Raw genomic sequence first — 21,214 nt, forward strand, 5'->3', positions numbered from 1 at the left:
GAATAGGCGATTGATCCGATTAAAGAAACAGACAACCCGTTGAAGTGATTGGTTTCACCGTAGCCTCGATCCACGCAAACCGCGGCGCGCACCGCCACCAAATCGCAGGCACAAAAAAGGGCGACCGAAGTCGCCCTTTTTCATGATCAAGCAGAACTTAGTTCTGTTTGGCCATTGCTTGACGCAGCAGTGCCGCCATAGTGGTGTCAGCTGCTTCACCTTCCGGAGCTGCTTTCAGGCTCTGGATGGCTTCTTTCTCTTCAGCATCGTCTTTCGACTTGATCGAGAGCTGGATTACGCGGCTCTTGCGGTCAACGCTGATGATCTTGGCTTCAACTTCCTGGCCTTCTTTCAGAACGTTGCGCGCGTCTTCAACGCGGTCACGGCTGATTTCAGAGGCTTTCAGGGTTGCTTCGATGTCGTCGGCCAGAACGATGATGGCGCCTTTGGCGTCAACTTCTTTCACGGTACCGGTCACGATAGCGCCCTTGTCGTTAACCGAGACGTACTCGGAGAACGGATCGCTTTCCAGTTGCTTGATGCCCAGGGAGATGCGCTCGCGCTCTGGGTCAACCGACAGGATGACGGTGTCCAGCTCGTCGCCCTTCTTGAAACGACGTACGGCTTCTTCGCCCACTTCGTTCCAGGAGATGTCGGACAGGTGAACCAGACCGTCGATGCCGCCGTCCAGACCAATGAAGATACCGAAATCGGTGATCGACTTGATGGTGCCGGAGATCTTGTCGCCCTTGTTGAACTGGCCAGAGAAGTCTTCCCATGGGTTCGACTTGCACTGCTTGATGCCCAGGGAGATACGACGACGCTCTTCGTCGATGTCCAGAACCATGACTTCCACTTCGTCGCCGACTTGCACGACTTTCGAAGGGTGGATGTTCTTGTTGGTCCAGTCCATTTCCGAAACGTGTACCAGACCTTCAACGCCTTCTTCCAGCTCAGCGAAGCAGCCGTAGTCGGTCAGGTTGGTTACACGAGCGGTAACGCGAGTGCCTTCTGGGTAACGGGCTTTGATAGCAACCCATGGATCTTCGCCCAGTTGCTTCAGGCCCAGGGAAACACGGTTGCGTTCGCGATCGTATTTCAGAACCTTGACGTCGATTTCGTCACCAACGTTGACGATTTCGGAAGGATGCTTGATACGCTTCCACGCCATGTCGGTGATGTGCAGCAGGCCGTCCACGCCACCCAGATCGACGAATGCGCCGTAATCGGTGAGGTTTTTGACGATACCTTTGACTTGCTGGCCTTCCTGCAGGGATTCCAGCAGAGCTTCACGCTCGGCGGAGTTCTCGGCTTCCAGGACGCTGCGACGGGAAACGACAACGTTGTTGCGCTTCTGGTCCAGCTTGATGACCTTGAATTCCAGCTCTTTGCCTTCCAGGTGCGTGGTGTCGCGCACTGGACGGACGTCAACCAGGGAACCTGGCAGGAACGCACGGATGCCGTTAACGTCGACAGTGAAGCCGCCTTTAACCTTACCGTTGATAACGCCCTTGACCACTTCCTCAGCTGCGAAGGCTGCTTCCAGAACGATCCAGCATTCAGCGCGCTTGGCTTTTTCACGGGACAGCTTGGTTTCACCGAAACCGTCTTCAACCGAATCCAGAGCAACGTGAACTTCGTCACCGACATTGATAGTCAGGTCACCAGCATCGTTGTAGAACTGTTCCAGCGGGATGAGTGCTTCAGACTTCAGGCCAGCGTGAACGGTTACCCAGCGAGCCTGGTAATCGATATCAACGATAACACCGGTGATGATGGAGCCTGCCTGAAGGTTCAGGGTCTTTAGGCTTTCTTCAAAGAGTTCCGCAAAGCTTTCGCTCATTTTAATTCCTGTAGATGAGGGCGAAGAATACGCCCATCTCCACACCCCAGACGGTGTGGGTTAGTTTCATTTAAAAGAAGCGCCGCAGGACTATGACTGGTCCCCTGCGACCTTCTTGGTCACCCGGCGATATCGCGAATGGCGATCTCGCTCATGATGCGTTCAAGCACCTGATCGATGGACAACTCCGTGGAATCCAGCTGTATCGCATCAGCCGCCGGCTTGAGCGGGGCTACTGCGCGCTGGGTATCACGCTCGTCGCGTGCACGGATCTCATCTAGCAGACTCGACAGACTAACACCCTCGACTTTGCCCTTCAACTGCAAATATCGGCGGCGCGCCCGTTCCTCGGCACTGGCGGTGAGGAAAATCTTCAGCGGCGCATCCGGAAAAACCACTGTGCCCATGTCGCGACCGTCGGCCACCAGGCCCGGCGCTTCCTGGAAAGCACGCTGGCGCTGCAGCAGCGCCTCGCGTACCGCCGGCAATGCGGCCACCTGAGATGCGCCGGAGCCGACGCTTTCAGTACGGATGACGTCGCTGACTTCATCGCCTTCCAGAATGATGCGCTGCAACTGACCATCGGTCGCCGCGATGAACTGCACATCCAGATGAGCGGCCAGTTTCTTCAGCAGCTCTTCATTGGTCAGGTCGACACCATGGTTGTGCGCAGCGAACGCCAGCAGGCGATACAGCGCACCGGAATCCAGCAGATTCCAGCCCAGACGCTTGGCCAGGATCCCGGCGACCGTGCCCTTGCCCGAACCGCTTGGCCCATCGATGGTGATGACCGGTGCAATGTTTTTCACGACTGAGCCTCTTGAGCCACGCGAATGCCGACCTGCGCGCACAGCGCGAGGAAGTTCGGGAACGACGTCGCGACGTTGGCGCAATCATGGATGCGGATCGGTGCAGTGGCGCGCAGCGAAGCGACGCTGAAAGCCATGGCGATACGGTGATCACCGTGACCATGCACTTCCCCGCCACCGATCTGGCCGCCATCAATGATGATGCCGTCGGGAGTCGGCTGGCATTTGACGCCCAGCGCCAGCAAGCCGTCCGCCATGACTTGAATGCGATCCGATTCCTTGACCCGCAGCTCTTCGGCACCGGTCAACACGGTACGACCTTCGGCACACGCCGCCGCCACGAACAGCACCGGGAATTCGTCGATGGCCAGTGGTACCAGCGCTTCCGGAATCTCGATACCTTTCAGTTTAGCCGCTCGCACGCGCAGGTCAGCTACAGGTTCGCCGCCGACTTCACGCTGGTTTTCCAGGGTGATATCAGCGCCCATCAGGCGCAGGATGTCGATCACACCGGTACGGGTCGGGTTGATGCCAACGTGCTCCAGCACCAGCTCGGAACCTTCGGCGATCGAGGCCGCCACCAGGAAGAACGCCGACGACGAGATGTCGCCCGGCACTTCGATATGGGTCGCAGTCAGCTTGCCGCCGGACTCGACCGACGCGGTGGCGCCATCGACGCTTACCGGGTAGCCAAAACCGCGCAGCATGCGCTCGGTATGGTCACGGGTTGGCGCCGGCTCGGTCACGGTGGTCTTGCCTTCGGCATACAGACCCGCCAGCAGCAGGCAGGACTTCACCTGCGCACTGGCCATCGGCATGGTGTAGGTCAGACCCTTGAGTTTGTGCCCGCCACGAATGGTCATCGGCGGACGACCTTCGGCAGCGGTTTCGATCACAGCGCCCATTTCACGCAGCGGATTGGCCACACGATTCATCGGACGCTTGGACAGCGACGCATCGCCGGTCAGGGTGCTGTCGAAGCTCTGCGCGGCCAGCAGGCCGGACAACAGACGCATCGAGGTGCCGGAGTTACCCAGATAGATCGGACCCGGCGCAGGCTTCAGACCGTGCAGGCCGACGCCGTGAATGGTCACACGACCGTGGTGCGGGCCTTCGATGACCACGCCCATGTCGCGAAATGCCTGCAAGGTCGCCAGGGCATCTTCGCCCTCGAGGAAACCTTCAACCTCGGTCACGCCTTCGGCCAGCGAGCCGAGCATGATCGAGCGGTGGGAAATCGATTTGTCACCTGGTACGCGAATCCGACCGGACAGGCGGCCACCAGGTTGAGCCAGGAAAATCAGATCGTTGGAATTCATAGCGTCCACATAGGCCCTGCGGGCCAGGATTTTACTGAAATGCTCGCGGGCAACCCGGGCGCGCGTGAAGACGCCCAACAATTGGTGCCCATCCCCTGCATCGACCGCGTCGCGCAAGGCGTCGAGGTCGCTGCGAAATGTATCGAGTGTGCGCAGGACAGCCTCGCGGTTGGCGAGGAAGATGTCGTGCCACATCACCGGGTCGCTTCCGGCGATTCTTGTGAAATCGCGGAAACCGCCCGCAGCGTAACGGAAGATCTCAAGGTTTTCATTGCGTTTGGCCAACGAGTCGACCAGACCGAAGGCCAGCAGGTGCGGCAGATGACTGGTCGCGGCCAACACTTCGTCGTGACGCTCGACCTGCATGTGCTCGACGTCGGCACCCAGTTCGCGCCACAAGCGATCAACCACCGCCAGTGCGGCCGGGTCGGTCTGCTCGAGCGGCGTCAGAATCACCTTGTGCCGACGGAACAGCTCAGAGTTGGAGGCTTCCACCCCGCTCTGCTCGGAGCCGGCAATCGGATGGCCCGGCACGAAGCGCGCTGGCATACCACCAAACGCCTCGGTCGCCGCGCGCACCACATTGCCCTTGGCGCTGCCGACATCGGTCAGAATCGCCTGCCCCAGATCAACACTCGCCAGACGAGCCAGGACTTTCTCCATGGCCAGAATCGGCACCGCCAGCTGAATCACGTCGGCGCCCTGACACGCAGCGATCAGGTCATCTTCACAACGATCCACCACACCCAACTCGACCGCCAGCTTGCGCGATTGCGGGTCGAGATCGACCCCGACCACTTCGCGGCAGAGACCGCTTTCACGCAAGCCTTTGGCAAACGAACCACCGATCAAGCCCAGACCGACCACTACAAGGCGACCGATCATAGGTGCAGCAGATTGCAGAGCAGTGACATCACCCACGAGCCAGAACCTTACGCAGCGCTTCGAGGAAGCGGCTGTTTTCCGCCGGCAGACCGATGGTTACCCGCAGGTGGTTCGGCATGCCGTAATTGGCCACCGGACGCACGATCACGCCTTCGCGCAGCAAGCCCTGGAAAATCGGCGCAGCTACCTGACCGAGATCGACGCAGATAAAATTACCCTTGGACTCGATCCAGCTCAGACCCAACTCACGGAACCCCGCCTGCAACTGTTGCATGCCGGATTCGTTGAGCTGACGGCTTTGCGCCAGATACTCTTCGTCTTTCAGCGCCGCACAGGCCGCGGCCAGGGCCAGGCTGTTGACGTTGAACGGCTGGCGCACGCGGTTCAGCACGTCCGCCACCACCGCAGTGGACAGGCCATAACCGACGCGCAGCGCCGCCAGACCGTAGGCCTTGGAGAACGTGCGCGATACCAGCAGATTCGGGTACGCCGCGAGGAAATCCAGACCGTCCGGCAGATCGCTGCCTTCGGCGTATTCGATGTACGCCTCGTCCAGCACCACCAGGACGTGCTCCGGCACGTCCTGCAGGAACTCGCCCAGCGCTTCGGCGCCGAACCAGGTACCGGTCGGGTTGTTCGGATTGGCGATGAATACCACGCGGGTATTGGCGTCGATGGCCGCAAGCATCGCAGGCAAGTCGTGCCCCCAATCCTTGGCCGGAACCACTTTGGCCTGCGCACCGACAGCCTGGGTGGCGATCGGGTAGACAGCGAACGCGTGCTCACTGAACACGGCGTTCAGGCCCGGCGCCAGATAGGCGCGCGCCACCAGCTCGAGAATGTCGTTGGAGCCGTTGCCCAGGGTCACCTGGTTCAGCTCGACGCGGCACTGCTCGGCCAACAGCGATTTCAGCGCGAAGCCGTTGCCGTCCGGATAGCGGGTCAGCTCAGCCAGCTCTTCGCGGATCGCCGCCAAGGCTTTCGGACTAGCGCCCAGCGGGTTTTCATTGCTTGCCAGTTTGACGATCTTTGCCGGATCCAGATCCAGCTCGCGCGCCAGTTCGTCCACAGGCTTGCCCGGAACGTACGGCGAAAGTTGTTGCACGCCCGGCTGTGCCAGAGCGAGGAAGTTGCCACTCATTTGCTACCGCCCCTTAGAGAACTGCTTTCGGGTAGGAACCCAGCACTTTGAGTGCTACTGCTTCCTGACTGATCTTTTCCAGTACACCTTTGATCAGCGGATCACGGTGATGGCCAACGAAGTCGATGAAGAACACGTAGGTCCATTTGCCGCTGCGCGACGGACGGGTTTCGATCCGGGTCAGGTCGATCCCGTTGTCATGGAACGGCACCAGCAGCTCGTGAAGCGCGCCGGGCTTGTTGCTCATCGAGACGATGATCGAAGTCTTGTCGTCGCCGGTCGGCGGCACTTCCTGGTTACCGATCATCAGGAAGCGCGTCGAGTTGTCCGGACGGTCTTCGATCTTCTCGGCCAGACGCGTCAGGCCGTACAAGCCTGCGGCCATGTCACCGGCAATCGCCGCCGAATTCCACTCACCCTTGACCCGCTTCGCCGCTTCAGCGTTGCTCGACACCGCCACGCGCTCGACATTCGGGTAATGCGCGTCCAGCCACTTACGGCACTGGGCCAGCGACTGGGCGTGGGAGTAGATGCGGCTGATGCTGTCGGTCTTGGTGTTTTCGCCGACCAACAAGTGATGGTGAATGCGCAGCTCGACTTCACCGCAGATCACCATGTCGTGTTCGAGGAAACTGTCGAGGGTGTGGTTGACCGCGCCTTCGGTGGAGTTCTCCACCGGCACCACGCCGAAGTTCACCGCACCCGCAGCCACTTCACGGAACACTTCGTCGATCGCCGCCATCGGCTTGCTGATCACCGCGTGGCCGAAGTGCTTCATGGCCGCCGCCTGGGTGAAGGTGCCCTCAGGGCCGAGGTAAGCCACTTTTAGCGGCTGCTCGAGCGCCAGGCACGAGGACATGATTTCGCGGAACAACCGCGCCATCTCTTCGTTGCCCAACGGCCCCTGATTGCGCTCCATCACCCGCTTGAGCACCTGAGCTTCACGCTCGGGACGATAGAACACCGGCACTTCGCCTTCGGCCAGCGAGGCCATCTTTACTCGCGCAACTTCCTGGGCGCAGCGGGCGCGTTCGCTGATCAGCTCGAGGACCTTGCTGTCCAGAGCGTCGATGCGAACGCGCAGTGCCTTGAGTTCTTGCTCGGACATCAGCCGTGTTCCTTCTCGAATTCAGCCATGTACGCCACCAGCGCGTTGACGGCGTTGATGTCGACGGCGTTGTAGATGGAGGCGCGCATGCCGCCCACGGAGCGGTGGCCCTTGAGGTTGAGCAAGCCGCGCGCGTCGGCACCGGCCAGGAACGGCTTGTCCAGACGATCGTCCGCCAGACGGAACGGCACGTTCATCCACGAGCGGTCCGACTTGTTGATCGGGTTGCTGTAGAGGCCGCTGGCATCGATGAAGTCGTACAGCGTGCGCTGCTTGACGTCATTGAGCTTGGCAATCGCTTCAACGCCGCCCTGCTCCTTCAGCCACTGGAACACCAGGCCGGAGAGGTACCAGGCCAGGGTCGGCGGGGTGTTGTACATCGAGCCGTTATCGGCCGCGACCTTGTAGTCGAGCATGGTCGGGCACAGCGAACGCGCCTTGCCCAGCAGGTCTTCGCGGATGATGTTGACGACGATGCCGCTCGGGCCGATGTTCTTCTGCGCGCCGGCGTAGATCATGCCGAACCGCGAGATATCGACCGGACGCGAGAGAATGTCCGACGACATGTCGGCCACCAGCGGTACGTCGCCGGTTTCCGGGATCCACTGGAATTCCAGACCACCGATGGTTTCGTTCGGCGCGTAGTGAACGTAAGCGGCGTCTTTCGACAGATTCCACTCGTTCTGGCCCGGAATGGCGAAATAGTCGTATGGCTTGGCGGTGGCGGCAACGTTGACGTGGCCGTAGCGCGAGGCTTCTTCGATGGCTTTCTGCGACCAGATACCGGTGTCGATATAGTCGGCGCTGCCGCCTTCAGGCAGCAGGTTCAGCGGAATCTGCGCAAACTGCTGGCTGGCGCCGCCTTGCAGAAACAGCACTTTATAGTTCGACGGGATATTCAGCAGGTCACGCAGGTCCTGCTCGGCCTGGGTGGCAATAGACACGAACTCATCACTGCGATGACTCATTTCCATGACCGACAGACCCTTGCCATGCCAATCAAGGAGTTCACCCTGGGCACGTTGCAGGACAGCTTCAGGAAGCGCCGCAGGACCGGCACAGAAGTTATAGGCTCGCTTGCTCACATCCAATCTCGCTCTGATTTGGTGGTATCACATATCAGTCGGCGCCGATCCTGTGGGAGCGAGCTTGCTCGCGAAGGCGGACTGACATTCAACAACGATGTCGCCTGTTGCTCCGCTTTCGCGAGCAAGCTCGCTCCCACAGGGTTCGTCATGGGCGCCGATATTTCATACCGGACAAATAACAAGGGGGCGAATTTTCATCCGCCCCCTCGCTTGTCCGCTTATTCCTGCGGCTCTTCGTCAGCTGCGGCGTCGAGTTGCTGGTCCTCGGCAACGTCGTCGATCACGACATCCCCCTCGAACCCGGCACCCTCTTCACCTTCAAGCTCATCGCCTTCGACTTCCGACGGCTCCTGAACCCGCTCCAGACCAACCAGGGTTTCATCCTTGGCCAGTTTGATCAGGGTCACGCCCTGGGTGTTACGACCCAGGCTCGACACTTCGTCGACACGGGTGCGCACCAGAGTGCCCTGATCGGAGATCAGCATGATTTCTTCACCGTCGAGCACCTGAACCGCACCGACCAGACGGCCGTTACGCTCGTTGCTGACCATGGCGATCACGCCCTGGCCGCCACGCTTGTACTCAGGGAACTCGGTGATCGCGGTGCGCTTGCCATAACCACGCTCGGAAGCGGTGAGAATCTGGCTGCCTTCTTCCGGGATCAGCATCGAAATCAGCTTCTGCCCTTCCGGCAGACGCATGCCGCGTACACCACGGGCGGTACGGCCCATGGCACGCACGTCGGACTCTTTGAAGCGCGTTACCTTGCCGCCATCGGAGAACAGCATCACTTCGCGCTCGCCATCGGTGATGGCCGCAGAGATCAGCACGTCGCCTTCGTCCAGCTCCAGCGCGATCAGACCGACGCTGCGCTGACGGCTGAAGGATTCCAGCGGGGTCTTCTTCACGGTGCCGTTGGCGGTCGCCATGAAGATGTAGTGACCTTCGGTGTATTCCTCGACCGGCAGCATGGTGGTGATGTATTCACCGTCATCCAGCGGCAGCAGGTTGACCAGTGGACGACCACGGGCGGCACGGGACGCTTCCGGAATTTCGTAAGTCTTCAGCCAGTAGACCTTGCCCTTGCTGGAGAACAGCAGGAGGGTGGTGTGACTGTTGGCCACCAGCAGGTGAGCGATGTAGTCCTCATCCTTGACGCCGGTCGCCGATTTGCCTTTGCCGCCACGGCGCTGAGCCTGGTAAGCAGCCAGTGGCTGAGTCTTGGCGTAGCCACCGTGGGAGATGGTCACGACACGCTCTTCTTCCGGGATCATGTCACCCAGGGTCAGATCGAGACGCGCATCGAGAATTTCGGTGCGACGCACGTCGCCGTATTCGGCGCGGATCACTTCCAGCTCTTCGCGGATCACTTCCATCAGGCGCACGGCACTGTTGAGGATGCGGATCAGCTCGCCGATCTGGTTGAGGATCTCTTGATACTCGGCCAGCAGCTTCTCGTGCTCCAGACCGGTCAGACGGTGCAGACGCAGTTCGAGAATGGCTTGCGCCTGTTCAGGCGACAGGAAGTATTTGCCTTCGCGCAGACCGTATTGCGGATCGAGGTTCTCCGGACGGCACGAATCGGCGCCGGCACGTTCCACCATCGCCACCACTGCCGAGGATTCCCAAGGGGTGCTGACCAGCGCTTCCTTGGCTTCCGACGGGGTCGGCGAGGCCTTGATCAGGGCGATCACCGGGTCGATGTTCGACAGGGCAACGGCCTGACCTTCAAGGATGTGACCACGCTCGCGGGCCTTGCGCAGTTCGAATACGGTACGACGGGTGACCACTTCGCGACGGTGACGGACGAAGGCTTCCAGCAGATCCTTGAGGTTCAGGATGCGCGGACGGCCGTCGATCAGCGCGACGATGTTGATGCCGAATACCGATTGCAGCTGGGTCTGGGCGTAGAGGTTGTTGAGGATCACCTCAGGCACTTCGCCGCGACGCAGTTCGATCACGACGCGCATACCGTCCTTGTCGGACTCGTCGCGCAGCTCGGTGATGCCTTCGAGTTTCTTCTCTTTTACCAGCTCGGCGATCTTCTCGATCAGACGCGCCTTGTTCAGCTGGTAAGGGAGTTCGGTGATGACGATCTGCTGACGACCACCGACCTTGTCGATGTCTTCGATGATCGAACGGGCACGCATGTAAATGCGGCCGCGACCGGTACGGTAGGCTTCGATGATGCCGGCACGACCGTTGATGATCGCGGCCGTCGGGAAGTCCGGACCGGGGATGTATTGCATCAGCTCATCGACGGTCAGCTCTGGGTTGTCGATGAGGGCCAGGCAACCGTCGATGACTTCACCGAGGTTGTGCGGCGGAATGTTGGTCGCCATGCCCACGGCGATACCGCTGGAACCGTTGACCAGCAGGTTCGGGATGCGCGTCGGCATCACCGCCGGGATCATTTCGGTGCCGTCGTAGTTCGGCACCCAGTCCACGGTTTCTTTATGCAGGTCGGCCAGCAGCTCGTGCGCCAGCTTGGTCATGCGCACTTCGGTGTATCGCATGGCCGCGGCGTTGTCGCCGTCGACCGAACCGAAGTTGCCCTGACCGTCAACCAGCAGGTAGCGCAGGGAGAAAGGCTGAGCCATGCGGACGATGGTGTCGTACACCGCGGTATCACCGTGCGGGTGATACTTACCGATCACGTCACCGACAACACGGGCAGATTTCTTGTACGGCTTGTTGAAGTCGTTGCCCAGCTCGCTCATCGCGAACAGTACGCGACGGTGCACGGGCTTGAGGCCATCGCGCGCATCCGGCAGTGCACGGCCGACGATTACGCTCATCGCGTAGTCGAGGTAGGACTGTTTCAGCTCGTCTTCGATATTGACCGGGAGGATTTCTTTGGCCAGTTCGCCCATGAGAAGCCTGATTCCTTTTTCTGGTGAAACTTCGTCATATCCATATGGGATGTACGAAGCTCGTCGGGGCAGGCTGAGTGCCATGCGCCGACTTACGACAAATCAACAAATCGAACCGTGGATTTGCGCAGTAAAGACAGCTCCGTGAAGCTGCCTCGGAAAACGCCGGATGTTATCACAAGAGCCGCCACGCACCTATCCCCCAGATGCGCATGGAGCATAGTTAGTTGACCGATGACAGGCGTAAAGGGGACGAGAGAGGCTCAGAGCTTCTTTGAATGCAGATTTGGGGCTTGGTTTGGAGATGTTTATTGACTTTGACGGCCCCATCGCGAGCAGGCTCACTCCTACAGGGTTTGCGTTCGACACCAATCAATGTAGGAGCCAGCCTGCTGGCGATGGCGTCCTTTCAGACGCCACAGCCCATCAATGCAGGCGCTTGCGGCACATCAGCTGAGCCATTTTCGCCGTATCCGGCCGCTCGACGATGCCCTTTTCAGTGACGATCGCATCGATCAGATCCGCCGGCGTCACGTCAAACACCGGGTTGAACGCCTCGACGTCCGCCCCCACCCGCTTGCCACCGACCTCCAGCAGCTCGGCGCCGTCACGCTCCTCGATCGGAATGTCGTCGCCACTGGCCAGGTGCATGTCGATGGTCGAACTCGGCGCCACCACCATGAAACGCACGCCGTGGTGCATGGCATTGACCGCCAGTTGATAGGTGCCGATCTTGTTCGCCACGTCGCCATTGGCAGTGATGCGGTCAGCGCCGACGATCACCCAGGTCACGCCTTTGGTCTTCATGATGTGTGCAGCCGCCGAGTCGGCATTCAGCGTCACCGGAATGCCTTCGTTCGCCAGTTCCCACGCGGTCAGGCGCGAACCCTGCAGCCATGGCCGGGTTTCATCGGCATACACCCGCTCGACCATGCCTTCCAGATACGCCGCACGAATCACCCCCAGCGCGGTACCGAAACCGCCGGTGGCCAGAGCACCAGTGTTGCAGTGGGTCAGGACCGCCTGGGCATTGCCCTGATGTTTGCGGATCAGATCGACGCCGAGCTGGGCCATGGTCAGGTTGGCTTCGCGGTCGCTCTCGTGAATGGCAATGGCTTCGGCTTCCAGCGCCACCAGCGGATCGGCATTGTCCTTCAGGCGATCGAGCCGATCGTGCATGCGATTCAACGCCCAGAACAGGTTGACCGCCGTCGGGCGGGAATCCGCCAGCAGGGCGAAATCCTCTTCCAGCGCCGCGTACCAGTCGCCGCCTTCAGCCACGCGAGCGCGGGCCGCCAGCACAATGCCATAGGCCGCGCTGATGCCGATGGCCGGTGCGCCACGCACCACCATCGAACGAATCGCCTCAGCCACACCGGCAGCGCTGGTGTAGGCAATCCACGTTTCCTCGAACGGCAAAATACGCTGATCCAGCAGGTGGAGCGCGCCATCTCGCCAATCGATGGCCTTTACTTTCTCCGCAGCCAACAGTCGATCGCGCATCCCTCACCCCGCACTCATGAACAAAAGCCGCCGATTATAGCGATCCCCCCGCGAAGACGCTCGGGTATACTTCGCCATCCTTTACAAAAGCACTGGAACCGACCCTCGATGCCGAAACCTGCCATTGCGCTCGACTTATTATTGCTGCCGACCTGGCTGGTACCCGTCGAACCCGCAGGCGTTGTGCTCAAGGAGCATGGCCTGGGCATTCGCGACGGTCGCATCGTGTTTATCGGCCCGCGCGCCGAAGCATTGAAGTGTAACGCCACTGAAGTCCGCGAATTGCCGGACGTGCTGCTCGCCCCAGGCCTGATCAACGCTCACGGGCACGCGGCGATGACCCTGTTCCGTGGCCTGGCCGACGATCTGCCGCTGATGACCTGGCTGGAAAACCACATCTGGCCGGCCGAAGCCAAATGGGTCGATGAAGAGTTCGTCCGTGATGGCACTGACCTGGCGATTGCCGAGCAGATCAAGGGCGGCATCAGCTGTTTCTCGGACATGTATTTCTTCCCGAAGGTCGCCAGTGAGCGCGTGCACAACAGCGGCATTCGCGCGCAGATCGCGATTCCGATCCTCGATTTCCCGATCCCCGGCGCCAGCAGCGCCGATGAGGCGATTCGTCAGGGCGTCGAGCTGTTCGGCGATCTGAAGCATCACGAACGGATCAAGATCACTTTCGGCCCGCATGCACCCTACACCGTGGGCGACGAGAACCTGGAGAAAATCCGCGTGATCGCCGAAGAGCTGGACGCGTCGATCCATATGCACGTCCACGAGACCGCCTTCGAGGTCCAGCAATCGCTGGAGCATCGCGGCGAGCGGCCACTGGCCCGCCTCGGTCGCCTCGGCCTGCTCGGCCCGCGCTTCCAGGCGGTGCACATGACCCAGATCAGCGATGACGATCTGGCATTGCTGGTAGAAAGCAACACCAGCGTGATCCACTGCCCGGAATCGAATCTGAAGCTGGCCAGCGGGTTCTGCCCGGTGGAGCGCCTGTGGCAGGCTGGCGTGAACGTCGCCGTCGGCACCGATGGCGCCGCCAGCAACAACGACCTCGACCTGCTCGGCGAAACCCGCACTGCCGCGCTGCTGGCCAAAGCCGTCGCCGGCTCGGCCACCGCGCTGGACGCCCATCGTGCGCTGCGCATGGCCACGCTCAACGGCGCACGGGCCTTGGGCATCGAGGCGCAGGTCGGTTCGCTGGAGATCGGCAAGGCTGCGGACATTGTCGCTTTCGACCTGTCCGGCCTGGCCCAGCAGCCGGTCTATGACCCGGTGTCGCAGCTTATTTATGCCACCGGCCGCGACTGCGTGAAACACCTGTGGGTCGCCGGCAAACAGTTACTCGACGACCGGCGCCTGACCCGTCTGGACGAACAACAGCTGGGCGCCACCGCCCGGGCCTGGGGCCAGCGCATCAGCGGCCATACCGAATCGTAAACACCGCGGAGCAGACTCCGCGGCTACAGCCCTTTTCAAGTTTCTCGAGGAATAGATATGAGCAACGTCGACCACGCCGAAATCGCCAAATTTGAAGCCCTGGCCCATCGCTGGTGGGACCGTGAAAGCGAGTTCAAACCGCTGCACGACATCAACCCGCTGCGCGTCAACTGGATTGACGAGCGAGTCAATCTGGCCGGCAAGAAAGTCCTCGACGTCGGTTGCGGCGGCGGCATCCTCAGCGAAGCCATGGCCCAGCGCGGCGCCACTGTCATGGGCATCGACATGGGCGAAGCGCCACTGGCGGTTGCGCAACTGCATCAGCTGGAGTCCGGGGTCAGCGTCGAATACCGGCAGATCACCGCCGAAGCCCTGGCTGAAGAAATGCCCGAGCAGTTCGACGTCGTAACCTGCCTGGAAATGCTGGAGCACGTACCGGACCCGTCCTCGGTGATCCGCGCCTGCTACCGCATGGTCAAGCCCGGCGGCCAGGTGTTCTTTTCGACCATCAACCGCAACCCGAAGGCGTACCTGTTCGCCATCATCGGCGCCGAATACATCATGAAGCTGCTGCCGCGCGGCACCCACGACTTCAAGAAATTCATCCGCCCGTCCGAGCTGGGCGCCTGGAGCCGCATCGCCGGCCTGACCGTCAAGGACATCATCGGCCTGACCTACAACCCGCTGACCAAGCACTACAAGCTGGCCAGCGACGTTGACGTCAACTACATGATCCAGACCCTGCGCGAGGAGTAAGCCGATGGCCATCAGAGCAGTCCTTTTCGATATGGACGGCACCCTGCTCGACACCGCGCCGGACTTCATCGCCATCTGTCAGGCGATGCGCGCGGATCGCGGCTTGCCGCCGATGAACGACAAGCACATCCGCGACGAAATCTCCGGCGGCGCCAAAGCCATGGTCGCGGTGACGTTCTCGATGGACCCGGAATCGCCGGGCTTCGAGGAACTGCGCCAAGAATTCCTCGAGCGTTATCTGGCCGGTTGCGCCGTCCACAGCAAGCTGTTCGACGGCATGGGCGAGCTGCTGGCCGACATCGAGCGGGCCAACCTGATCTGGGGCGTGGTCACCAACAAACCGGTACGGTTCGCCGAGCCGATCATGCAACAGCTGGGGTTGGCCGAGCGCTCGGCGCTGCTGATCTGCCCGGATCATGTGAAAAACAGCAAGCCGGATCCGGAGCCGCTGATCCTCGCGTGCAAAATGCTTGATCTGGATCCGTCGACGGTTTTGTTTGTGGGCGATGATCTGCGCGATATCGAGTCGGGCCGCGATGCCGGCACCAAGACCTGCGCCGTCACCTACGGCTATATCCACCCGGACGACAACCCGCGGCACTGGGGCGCGGACGTGGTGGTGGATCATCCGCTGGAGTTGCGCAAGGTGCTCGACAGCGCGCTGTGCAGCTGCTGAAAACGGCCTTTGTGGCGAGGGGATTTATCCCCGATGGGTTGCGAAGCAGCCCCCGCAATCTTTCAGGTCGATTCGATATGCAGGTTTACGACTGCTTCGCAGCCGGTCGGGGATAAATTCCCTCACCACAAGGAAGCAGGTCTTCATGAATGGATTGTGAGGTTTTTATGTTCGATTACACCGCCCGTCCCGAATTGCTCAAGGATCGGGTCATTCTGGTCACCGGTGCCGGTCGTGGCATCGGTGCGGCTGCCGCGAAAACCTACGCCGCCCATGGCGCCACGGTACTGCTGCTGGGCAAGACCGAAGCCAATCTGACTCAGGTCTACGACGAGATTGAAGCGGCGGGCCATCCGCAGCCAGCGGTGATCCCGTTCAACCTCGAGACCGCCCTGCCCCATCAATACGATGAGCTGGCGGCGATGATCGAGAGCGAGTTCGGCCACCTCGACGGCTTGCTGCACAACGCCTCGATCATCGGCCCGCGCACGCCGATCGAGCAGCTGTCGGGCGAAAACTTCATGCGTGTCATGCAAGTCAACGTCAACGCCATGTTCATGCTGACCAGCACCCTGCTGCCGCTGCTCAAGCTGTCGCAGGATGCCTCGGTGGTGTTCACCTCCAGCAGCGTCGGACGCAAGGGCCGGGCCTACTGGGGCGCTTACGGAGTATCGAAGTTCGCTACCGAAGGCTTGATGCAAACCCTGGCCGATGAAGTCGATGGCGTGGCACCCGTGCGCTCCAACAGCATCAACCCGGGCGGCACGCGTACCAGCATGCGTGCACAGGCCTATCCGGGAGAAAACCCGCTGAACAATCCGACCCCGGAAGAGATCATGCCGGTGTACCTGTACCTGATGGGCCCTGACAGCGCCGGCATCAATGGCCAGGCATTCAACGCGCAATAACTGCCATACGTCGCTTTTGTTGCCGTGGCGGATTACCGTCGCGGCACACAATTGCCGCTTCCCACCGTCACACTTCAGTCAAATATCCGCCACCCTCCCTCAAAGCAAAAAGCCATCCTGTTGATTCATAAAGGTTTTAATAAACCTGAACCGAATGGCACGACTTTCGCTCTAATTTTCCTCAAAGCATGCCGTGTGAAGGCACTGGGGCAAGGCCGATTTCGATAGCTGACTAATCGTCATCAGGCAGACTAAACTTACGCCAAATGTCCTACGGGACTGATGGATCAGTATGACGCGCAGCCCATAGCCGCTCTCACCCAGCCTGTAAGACAGACTTACTGCTTAGGGGCTCACGCCATATGAAATCACCTTCCCAGACCAATGCAATTGACTTTGACAGTGCCAAATTGCAACGCCTGGGCTTTGGTCAGCTGCCTCCGCTTCTGGAACGCCCGGCCAGCCTGGCGCAATTGCGCCAGCAAATGAGCCTGCAACTGCAAACCAGTCTTGAGCCGCAACGAATCCTCGGTCTGTTTTTCCGCGAAGTTCAGCGTCTTGTGCCGCTGGATGCCTTGAGCTACGTGCATTCGGGCAGCGACTTGCGCCTGGAGTTCGGTGCCCGCGGTCACCATTCGGTCAGCTACAGCCTCAGCCACGAAGGCGAGCATTTGGGCGAACTGGTGTTTCGTCGTAACCAGCGCTTCAGCGAGCAGGATCAGGGCAACCTCGAATCGCTGTTGTCGTCGCTGTTGTTCCCGATGCGCAACGCCCTGCTCTACCGCGCCGCGACGCAAAGTGCATTGCGCGACCCGTTGACCGGAACCGGCAACCGGATCGCCATGGAGCAGACCCTGCAACGCGAGATCGACATGTCCCGCCGGCACCTGCAACCGTTGTCGGTGCTGATGCTCGACATCGACCACTTCAAACGGGTCAACGACAGTCATGGCCACAGCGCCGGGGATGACGTACTCAAAGGGGTGGCGGCGTCGATCAAGGGCCAGCTACGCAACGTCGACATGGTGTTTCGCTATGGCGGGGAAGAGTTTCTGATCTTGTTGTGCAACACCGGCCGAGAAGCGGCAGCGATGGTCGGCGAGCGTCTGCGCCATGCTGCGCAGACTGCGGAATATTTCGCGGACGGCAAACTGATCGACCTGACCGTGAGCCTTGGCTGCTCGACCCTGTTGCCGGGAGAGTCAGCTGACAGCCTGCTGCGCCGGGCCGACAGTGCGCTGTACGTGGCCAAGCGCGAGGGGCGTAATCGGTTGGCGATGGCGGGTTGAGTCCTTGCAGATACCCACAAACCACTGTGGGAGCGGGCTTGCTCGCGAAAGCGGTGTGCCAGTCAAACAATTGCTGACTGACACACCGCTTTCGCGAGCAAGCCCGCTCCCACATTTGCTTTGGCGTTTTGCCGAAAATCAGCTCTCTACAAGTGCCCGGCGTTCACGCCCGTGCAACGCCCGATCGGCGGTCTCCAGTTGCATGCAACGCTCCAGAAACAGGTACATGTAGTCGTAGCTCTTGCACACCGCCTGACGCAGTTCGGTCTGCAGAGCCTTGCTCGGGTTCATGCCCGCCAGCGTGCAGATGATTTCCAGCGCCTCCCAGGGGTGCGCGTCGTCGTACTGGGCATGCATCTTCAGCCACTTCATTGCACGCTTGCGCTCTTCTTCCGGGAACGCCGCCGCGTACACGCCAGTTGAGCAGACCAGCGCCGACCACTCCCCGGTCGCGCCCTCGATGGCGTAGTTGGTCGCAGCGATGGCGACGATCAGCGAATCCGCCGAACTTGTATGCCAGCACCAGTGACTCAGCGCATGCAGTTCCGGCGGTACTTGCTGGGCCTGCAGATCCTCCAGGCTGACGCCATGCGCGCGACTCCAGTTCAGCCAGTAGTCGGCATGATTGAGTTCGACGCGGATGTTGCGCATCAGCCAGCGGCGCGCCATGTCCTCCCCAGGATGGCGGGCAAACTTGGTTTTGGTCAGGTTCTGCGCCATATACAACGCAAACTGTTCAACTACTGGCCAGCCCCCGATCAAATACTGGCGCATGGTTTTGGCGCTGAGCTTGTTATCGCGCATGCGCAGGTACAGTTCATGTTCGACAACCCGGCGCTTGCTCTCGCTGCAATCTGCAATGAGCTGTTGTGCCCAGGCAGGATAACTTGCAGCTTCCATGAGTGGTCCGGTTCGGTTGAATGTGTCGATCACTGTTCGGCTCCTTTTGATTTGTGATTGTAAGGATCGGCAAGAGATTTCAACGGAACGTGCCAGGCGCCTTGAACAACAGCGGCTGCGGTCTGGCGGGCCGACTTTGCAAACTGTCGCAGGTAAACAACTGCGGGCGTTCGATGACATAACCCTGAGCGTAATCCACCCCAATTTCAAGCAATGCCTGCTCGATCTGGGTTGTTTCAACAAACTCGGCAATTGTCTGCTTACCCATGACATGCCCGATGTGATTGATCACCTCGACCATTGCACGGTTAATCGGGTCGTCCAGCATATCCTTTACGAAACTCCCGTCGATCTTCAGGAAGTCTACAGGCAAATGTTTCAGATAAGCGAATGAAGACATTCCGGCACAAAAATCATCAAGTGAGAAGTAACAACCTAAGCCTTTGAGTTCATTAATAAATCTAATTGCGCTGCCGAGATTGGCAATGGCGCTGGTTTCAGTAATTTCAAAACAAATCATTTCAGGGGGTATAGCGTAATTAACAAACTGTTCACGCAGAAAGTGCAAGAACGCGTCATCTCCGATAGTAATGCCTGAAAGATTAATCGCACACATTGCCAACGGACCTTCATGTTGTTCGGTAATACATTGGGCAATCACTTTAAAAACATTCTCGACGACCCAACGATCCAGTTGACTCATCAGACCATAACGTTCGGCCGCCGGAATGAAACTGTCCGGCAGGATCATCCGTCCGGCTTCGTCATGCAGACGCAAGAGTATTTCGATGTGCCCCCCGCCATGGGCTGTAGCGCCCAGCGGAGCAATTTCCTGGGCATAAAGGCAGAAGCGGTTTTCCTCTAGCGCCATGTGCAGGCGCTGCACCCAGGCCATTTCGCCGAAGCGCAGCGACAGTTCGGAGTCGTCGGCATGATAGACCTGCACCCGGTTGCGGCCCTTTTCCTTGGCCATGTAGCAAGCCATGTCGGCGGCGCGCAATGACGCTTCGAGGGTGGTCGGGGTCTGGGCGATGTGCACCAGGCCAATGCTCACAGTGGTCAAAAACGGCCGCCCCTTCCACACGAAGTGCAGGTTCTGCACGGTCTGGCGCAGGCTCTCGGCGATTTTCTCGGCGGCATCCGGGGCGCAGTTCTCCAGCAGAATTCCGAACTCGTCGCCGCCCAGCCGCGCGAGGGTGTCGCTCTCGCGCAAGCCCGATTGCAGCAGCGTGCAAATGTGCCGCAGCAACTCATCGCCGGCGGCGTGACCGCAGGTGTCGTTGACCAGTTTGAACTGGTCCAGATCGAGAAACATCAGCGCATGCCGACCGGGCTGGCGCGTCAGGTTGTGCAGGGCCTGTTCCAGGCGAGATTCGAACTCGCGGCGGTTGGCCAGACCGGTCAGGGCATCGTGGGTCGCCTGCCACGACAGGTTGGCGATGTATTGCCGTTCCTGAGTCATGTCATGCAGCACCAGCACCGTACCGATAACCTTCTCGGCGTTGCGGATCGGCGCGCCCACCAGCGTCACCGAGACCGTACTGCCATCCAGGCGCTGAATCAGTTTGGAGTGCTCGCTGCCACCGATCAGTTGCCCGCTGAGAATGTGCTCGATCAGCGTCAGCCCTTCGGTCTGCGCATTGTCATCGAGCAGATTGAACAGCGCTGCCAATGGCAACCCCGCCGCGTGCTCGGACTTCCAGTGCGTCATCGCCTCCGCCGCCGGGTTCATGTAATCGATCGCGCCGTTGACGTCGGTGGTGATCACCCCGTCGCCAATCGATTGCAGGGTGATGTGTGCCCGATCCTTCTCCAGTTGCAGCGCCTGGGCGAAGGCATGCCGCTGCTTGAGCAGTTTGTGGGTGCGCAACAATGCCAGCACGATCAACCCCAGCGCTGTGGCCAGGTTGGTGAACAACAGCAGGCGCAGGATCATCCGCGAGCCTTCACCCAAGGCATCGCTGAATGCCTTGGCCGCCGGCGTCACACCGTCGTTGATGGCAAAGATCTGCGCTTTCCAGTGCTGGATATCAGCTGGCGTCGCGATGTTTCCACTGATGCCCTGATGCATCTCGCGCGCGACATTGTCCAGTTGCACCAGATAGGCGTCGCCGATGGTCCAGCGGTCGATCGCGGTTTCCAGATAACTGAAATGACGGAAATTGAGGTACAGCCAGATCAGGCTCGAGACGTCGTCGGGATGGTTGCCGCCCTTGAGAATCCCCTCCCGTGCCGCCTGCAGATCCGGCGGCTGACGATCCAGCGCCAGACGCAACTGGTGACCGCCCTGAGGCACGGCAATCGCTTCCTTGTATTTGAGGAAGATCGCCTCGTCGCGGCTGTCGGCATACAGGTTCAGGTAATAGATGGCGTCTTTCTGGCCCTTGGACCAGAGACTCTCGCCGGCAACATAGCCGCGAACGGCCGACAGGACGTAAAGACTCACGCCCCCCAATAACGCCTGAAATAACACGACGGCGATAAATGGCCAGACGATGCCCAACAACCGTGGCGTTCCGAGAGTCCTTTTATGCTTCATGAGGTCCTTTGCGCACGCACTGTCATCTTCAAGGGGAGATCGCCAGAGCCAGACAAGGGAGCGACCCCTTCCAGCAAACCAGGACATTTTCAACCGGCGATACGTATGTACCGCACCCGCTGTTCGCCATGCTT

The 21,214-nt window shown here is 60.2% G+C and carries 15 protein-coding genes; 5 read left to right on the top strand and 10 right to left on the bottom strand.

Going from position 1 to position 21,214, the window contains the following annotated elements; translation table 11 throughout:
- Window positions 1–157 precede the first annotated feature (157 nt).
- From rpsA to mtnA, 8 genes are all read right to left on the bottom strand, one after another.
- Window positions 158–1,843 carry a 30S ribosomal protein S1 gene (gene rpsA / locus J1G18_RS11890; RefSeq protein ID WP_027612422.1) on the bottom strand — a complete coding sequence of 562 codons (1,686 nt, stop codon included), beginning with the start codon at window positions 1,841–1,843 and terminating at the stop codon, window positions 158–160.
- Window positions 1,844–1,962: 119 nt separating this feature from the next.
- Window positions 1,963–2,652, bottom strand: coding sequence for a (d)CMP kinase (gene cmk / locus J1G18_RS11895; protein ID WP_015093983.1), 690 nt, complete (start codon window positions 2,650–2,652; stop codon window positions 1,963–1,965).
- Entirely contained in the window at window positions 2,649–4,856 is a 2,208-nt protein-coding gene (locus tag J1G18_RS11900; protein WP_027612421.1) for a bifunctional prephenate dehydrogenase/3-phosphoshikimate 1-carboxyvinyltransferase, read from the bottom strand. The genes cmk and J1G18_RS11900 overlap by 4 nt, the downstream gene beginning before the upstream one ends.
- 28 nt (window positions 4,857–4,884) lie before the next feature.
- On the bottom strand, window positions 4,885–5,997 hold the full coding sequence (gene hisC / locus J1G18_RS11905) for a histidinol-phosphate transaminase (RefSeq protein ID WP_223007739.1): 1,113 nt from the start codon (window positions 5,995–5,997) through the stop codon (window positions 4,885–4,887).
- Window positions 5,998–6,010: 13 nt separating this feature from the next.
- Window positions 6,011–7,105, bottom strand: coding sequence for a prephenate dehydratase (gene pheA, locus J1G18_RS11910; RefSeq protein ID WP_003226907.1), 1,095 nt, complete (start codon window positions 7,103–7,105; stop codon window positions 6,011–6,013).
- Window positions 7,105–8,190: a 3-phosphoserine/phosphohydroxythreonine transaminase gene (serC, locus tag J1G18_RS11915; RefSeq protein ID WP_115989182.1), complete on the bottom strand. Its 1,086-nt coding sequence runs from the start codon at window positions 8,188–8,190 to the stop codon at window positions 7,105–7,107. The genes pheA and serC overlap by 1 nt, the downstream gene beginning before the upstream one ends.
- A gap of 221 nt (window positions 8,191–8,411) precedes the next feature.
- Complete coding sequence (gene gyrA, locus J1G18_RS11920; protein WP_027612418.1) at window positions 8,412–11,066, bottom strand: DNA gyrase subunit A; 2,655 nt, start codon at window positions 11,064–11,066, stop codon at window positions 8,412–8,414.
- Window positions 11,067–11,492: 426 nt separating this feature from the next.
- Window positions 11,493–12,569: an S-methyl-5-thioribose-1-phosphate isomerase gene (mtnA, locus tag J1G18_RS11925; protein WP_223007740.1), complete on the bottom strand. Its 1,077-nt coding sequence runs from the start codon at window positions 12,567–12,569 to the stop codon at window positions 11,493–11,495.
- 108 nt (window positions 12,570–12,677) lie between these two features.
- On the opposite strand from mtnA, the gene J1G18_RS11930 reads away from it, so the two are divergent.
- From J1G18_RS11930 to J1G18_RS11950, 5 genes are all read left to right on the top strand, one after another.
- Entirely contained in the window at window positions 12,678–14,012 is a 1,335-nt protein-coding gene (locus tag J1G18_RS11930) for a TRZ/ATZ family hydrolase (RefSeq protein WP_007963617.1), read from the top strand.
- Window positions 14,013–14,069: 57 nt separating this feature from the next.
- Entirely contained in the window at window positions 14,070–14,768 is a 699-nt protein-coding gene (gene ubiG, locus J1G18_RS11935; RefSeq protein WP_096794918.1) for a bifunctional 2-polyprenyl-6-hydroxyphenol methylase/3-demethylubiquinol 3-O-methyltransferase UbiG, read from the top strand.
- A gap of 4 nt (window positions 14,769–14,772) precedes the next feature.
- Window positions 14,773–15,444 carry an N-acetylmuramic acid 6-phosphate phosphatase MupP gene (gene mupP / locus J1G18_RS11940; protein WP_003226921.1) on the top strand — a complete coding sequence of 224 codons (672 nt, stop codon included), beginning with the start codon at window positions 14,773–14,775 and terminating at the stop codon, window positions 15,442–15,444.
- Between the two features lie 167 nt (window positions 15,445–15,611).
- Window positions 15,612–16,352, top strand: coding sequence for a YciK family oxidoreductase (locus J1G18_RS11945; RefSeq protein ID WP_027612414.1), 741 nt, complete (start codon window positions 15,612–15,614; stop codon window positions 16,350–16,352).
- Window positions 16,353–16,714: 362 nt separating this feature from the next.
- Window positions 16,715–17,641 (top strand): GGDEF domain-containing protein, encoded by a 927-nt coding sequence (locus J1G18_RS11950; RefSeq protein WP_139054916.1) that lies wholly within the window; start codon window positions 16,715–16,717, stop codon window positions 17,639–17,641.
- A gap of 138 nt (window positions 17,642–17,779) precedes the next feature.
- On the opposite strand, the gene J1G18_RS11955 is transcribed toward J1G18_RS11950, so the two are convergent.
- Window positions 17,780–18,541: a TenA family transcriptional regulator gene (locus J1G18_RS11955; RefSeq protein ID WP_246881743.1), complete on the bottom strand. Its 762-nt coding sequence runs from the start codon at window positions 18,539–18,541 to the stop codon at window positions 17,780–17,782.
- A gap of 79 nt (window positions 18,542–18,620) precedes the next feature.
- Entirely contained in the window at window positions 18,621–21,080 is a 2,460-nt protein-coding gene (locus J1G18_RS11960; RefSeq protein ID WP_223007741.1) for an EAL domain-containing protein, read from the bottom strand.
- Between the last annotated feature and the right edge of the window lie 134 nt (window positions 21,081–21,214).

The sequence above is a fragment of the Pseudomonas sp. MIS38 genome (assembly GCF_019891575.1).
Taxonomy (GTDB): domain Bacteria; phylum Pseudomonadota; class Gammaproteobacteria; order Pseudomonadales; family Pseudomonadaceae; genus Aquipseudomonas; species Aquipseudomonas putida_A.